3 protein-coding genes and 2 pseudogenes are annotated in these 3613 nt (G+C 55.9%); 2 read left to right on the top strand and 3 right to left on the bottom strand.

Features of this window, described 5'->3' with window-relative positions; all coding sequences use genetic code 11:
* Positions 1–107 precede the first annotated feature (107 nt).
* A pseudogene (locus tag BKN05_RS11695) lies at positions 108–923 on the bottom strand (IS256 family transposase); the annotation flags it as partial.
* Positions 924–1056: 133 nt separating this feature from the next.
* On the opposite strand from BKN05_RS11695, the pseudogene BKN05_RS11700 reads away from it, so the two are divergent.
* Positions 1057–1585, top strand: a pseudogene (locus BKN05_RS11700) (IS3 family transposase); the annotation flags it as partial.
* Positions 1586–1754: 169 nt separating this feature from the next.
* On the opposite strand, the gene BKN05_RS11705 reads toward BKN05_RS11700, so the two are convergent.
* Entirely contained in the window at positions 1755–1913 is a 159-nt protein-coding gene (locus BKN05_RS11705; protein ID WP_286688711.1) for a hypothetical protein, read from the bottom strand.
* A 302-nt stretch (positions 1914–2215) separates the two neighbouring features.
* Between BKN05_RS11705 and BKN05_RS11710 the strand changes: the two genes are divergently transcribed.
* On the top strand, positions 2216–2641 hold the full coding sequence (locus BKN05_RS11710; RefSeq protein ID WP_286688712.1) for a hypothetical protein: 426 nt from the start codon (positions 2216–2218) through the stop codon (positions 2639–2641).
* 474 nt (positions 2642–3115) lie between these two features.
* Here BKN05_RS11710 and BKN05_RS12735 read toward each other — a convergent pair whose 3' ends face one another.
* Positions 3116–3430 (bottom strand): hypothetical protein, encoded by a 315-nt coding sequence (locus BKN05_RS12735; RefSeq protein WP_374043225.1) that lies wholly within the window; start codon positions 3428–3430, stop codon positions 3116–3118.
* Positions 3431–3613: the final 183 nt, after the last annotated feature.

A 3613-nucleotide genomic window follows, 5' to 3' on the forward strand; every position in this document is an offset into this window, starting at 1 on the left:
GTTTGAACTGTTCGGAGTACCTGGACATGGTGGTAGATTACCTTTCTTCCAGCCCGACTAGGCTGGATATCAGGTGTCCACCAAACAGGGGTCAGGTCCAGGATTGTCCACTGGCGTTTGGATACTTTCGCCGACAGGTTCTTGGCAAAGTGCGTGCGGCAGTGTTGCCAACTTGCAGTAGGTAACACTTGTCCAACGGCGGCCTGGATTCCTAGATGAGCGTCGCTGGTGACAAGGTACACCTCGCCGAGTCCACGGGCTTTTAAGTCTTGGAAGAACCCGGTCCATGACTCTACGGATTCCGAGGTTGCTACCTGCATTCCCAGCAGTTCTCGGTAGCCGTCGTTGTTGACACCTGTAGCCACAAGCACACTGGTTTTGACTACACGTCCACCTTCGCGGACTTTCATCGTCAGTGCGTCACACGACAGGTAATAATACGGACCTGAATCCAGCGGCCGGGTGCGGAAGTCTTCGACCATGGCGTCGAGTTCTTTGGCCATGTCAGATACCTGTGACTTGGAAAGATTGTTAATACCCAGGGTGGCTACCAGGTCGTTCATGCGTCTGGTGGATACTCCTTTGAGGTAACAGGTTGCAATGACTGTGGTTAAGGCTCGTTCCGTACGGCTGCGGCGTTCTAGGAGCCAGTCAGGAAAGAAAGAGCCTTGGCGCAGTTTGGGAATAGCTACGTCGATGGTGTCCACCCGGGTGTCTAACGCGCGGTGGCGGTAGCCGTTTCGGGTGTTGGTGCGGCTATCAGACACGGTGGCTTAGTCGGCACCGCAGACGCTGTCAGCCTGAGCAGACAGGATCTGATTGATGAAGTCACCGAGCATCTGTCGCATCAAATCCGGTGAGGCTTGAGTGAGGAGTTCTTCAAGATTCGCGGTCGGGTCGATATGATGGGCAGCAGTGGCCATCGCAGGGTACTTCCTTTCGAGGATAGGTAGGAATTGATTCGAAAGGTACCCGCGATGGTCGCCTTGCTGTGCACCGGCACAAGGCTTACCGCGGGCTACAGATACACCACACTAATGGACACAACCCATGCTTGATACTGGTGAGCTCAACCGAGTATGGATGTCAGATATTACCTACCTGCGCACCGGTGAAAGCTGGTTGTACTTGTGCGCGGTCCGCGATGGTCATTCCCGCAGAGTACTGGAATGGGCTATGGATAGCGTTCAAGATACATACCTGGCCCAACGGGCCCTGCGGATGGCACATACACTTCCGCGGTGATGTTCCTAATGGGCTGGTGTTCCACGCTGACCGCGGAACCCAATTCACCAGCGATAAGCTCTGGAAGGCTTGCCGCAACCTGGGCATTGCTCAGTCCGTAGGACGTACTGGCGTGTGCTTCGATAACGCGATGGCTGAGTCGTTCTGGGCGACGCTTAAAACTGAATTCTAAGACCGCAAGTGCTGGCCAACCCGTGATGCCGCACGCAAGGCCGTTGCCTACTGGATTGCAGTCGTCTACAACCGTCGACGCCGACACTCCGCACTCGGTATGGTCAGCCCCGCCGACTTTGAGAACCACACCGGTTCAACCACTAGCAGAAAAGAAATAGCTGCTTAACCACTAGGTAGCTCCACTACGTGTCCACGATTTGCGGGCAACCCCAACCGTGAAGCATTGCGAATGGGACTTCTTTAGGGAACCGAGCGAAGGCGCGGAAAGATGGGCAACCTAGATTTCAGGATTGGGGTAGTGCGGTGAGAGGAGGACGTCGCCAAGCGTCCGCTCATCATGCTCCAGCCCTAATGGGCTCCCGCAGCGCTGGTGCCTCGCGTGCGGCGGTGCCGTAGCCCTCGTGTAGGCTGCGGTGGGTGGGGTCCGGGGTCAGTGGCATGGATGCTTCGCTGAAGTTGTGCAGTTCTGATTCATCGGCGTTGGTCTGCTCCACGTGGGGGCGGGGTGGTTAGATGGGGCGTCGGCAAGCAAGGCGGTGGTAAAGGACTCGCTGGTGAGCAGGGTGAAGGCGGGGGTGTCTGCGTGGCGCGTTTGTTGCCGAAGCCGGTCACGTTAAAGAGAAGGAGCCTAAAGGTCGCAAGGCTTCAAGCATCACAATTGGCCGGTCTTATTCATTGTCCTTGGTTGGGGTGCTTGTACGTGTCTATAAGTTGGTTTCGTCTCCTGCCTTACCCCAGCAGACGCTGGTAGCGTTTGATTACACACCGCAACCAGCAACCACGGGAGGCCTATTTTATGGACGGCGATATTATTGGGCTGCTCGTATACGCCGGGTTAGTGCTTGTCATGGTGTTCTACTGGACCTATTACATCCGGTATGTGCGGAGGAAGCCCAGATCAGAAAGGTGGTACGACGAACTCGCCTGGGAAGGTGCAGTAAGTGATGGCGTGCTCTTCTATTATCCTTACTCCACGCTAGTTTTGGGTGTTGGCGGTGTAGCAGGGTTGGTCGATGGTGCTAACCTTCCCGAATTTGTTGGCACGGTGCTGAAGGTTGCGCTCATGGCAGCTCTTGTCATTGGAGCCGTTGGATTTACAGGTGGGTTCGGGGTTCCGCTTCCGTGGCCTTTTGTTCCGCGTTGGGTCGTAGACATCCGCAAAGCAAAACGTGCTCGGAGGCGCGAGCGCAGACAGGCCAGAAAGAGGGAAAGGGAAGAATAGGCCTGGCTATTTTCCTGTGTCGGAGCCCGTTGAAAATCTTGGTCATCACGCTGGAGTTACTACAGTCCCGTAGCAAAGCAATCGAAGATGGTATGAGGCGTTTGGGTCCAAACTCTGCTTTGGTGATGTACATCAGTACGGAGATGGATCCGTAGATTAGGGCCGCTAGAGCAGTAGTCGTGGTAGACAACGGGTTTGGGTATTCAGATGTTGGAAAGCCCAATTCTTCTTTGGATGGGGCTTTAATGGCGCACCGTGATGTAAAACAAGGCTTTGCGTGACATGGGTACGGGGCTAAGGAATAGAAGGGGATGCGGACGAAATCTTAGATGCCGGCGGGCACTATTCCACGGTCGTGTTTCCCGATTGGGTCATTGAGCCCACCGCCGCCATGGGTGAGATGATTCAGGTGCGCCAAGAGTATGGGGGTTCGGTGCTGTTGGCGGTGGAGGTGGAGCCGTCGCAGGTGTCGAATTATGGCGTCTTTGATGTGGAGGTTACCGACGATGATCGGGTGAGGAAGGTTGTGGGCATGTTGGAAAGCCTGCGGTTGGGGATGCGCCGTCGAATTTGGTGGCTACCGGTCGCTGCCTTCTGGACCGCGCGATTTTTGGTGCTCTCCGCTGTATTACTCTCGGCAAGGGTGGGGAGCTGCAGCTTATTGACGCCATCGCTCTCCTCTTCTCCGAGGGGTACCCCGTCCACGTCGTGGTTCATGAGGGGATCCGTCATGACCTCGGTAACCCAGCTGGCTTCATTGCGGTCAGCGTCGAGTTTGGTCTCCGCCACTCCAAGTACGGTCCGGCTCTGTTCGCTGACTTGGAGGTCCTGCTAGAAAAGTACCGGGGTGAGGTGGGTAGGGGTTTGGGGAAGTCCGGGCCTGACCCCCGGAAAGTAGACACGTCGGGGGTTAGCTATGCTGCTTGGGTCAGTGTAGCTGATGTGAGTGCTTCGAAGTCATTGGGGGCTAGA

It is taken from the genome of Corynebacterium sp. S5S1, assembly GCF_001913985.1.
Lineage (GTDB): Bacteria > Actinomycetota > Actinomycetes > Mycobacteriales > Mycobacteriaceae > Corynebacterium > Corynebacterium marquesiae.

Excerpts from the sequence above, each read along its gene's own strand:
- BKN05_RS11710 (WP_286688712.1), top strand. The coding sequence starts at position 2,216 with ATGGACGGCGATATTATTGGGCTGCTCGTATACGCCGGGTTAGTGCTT.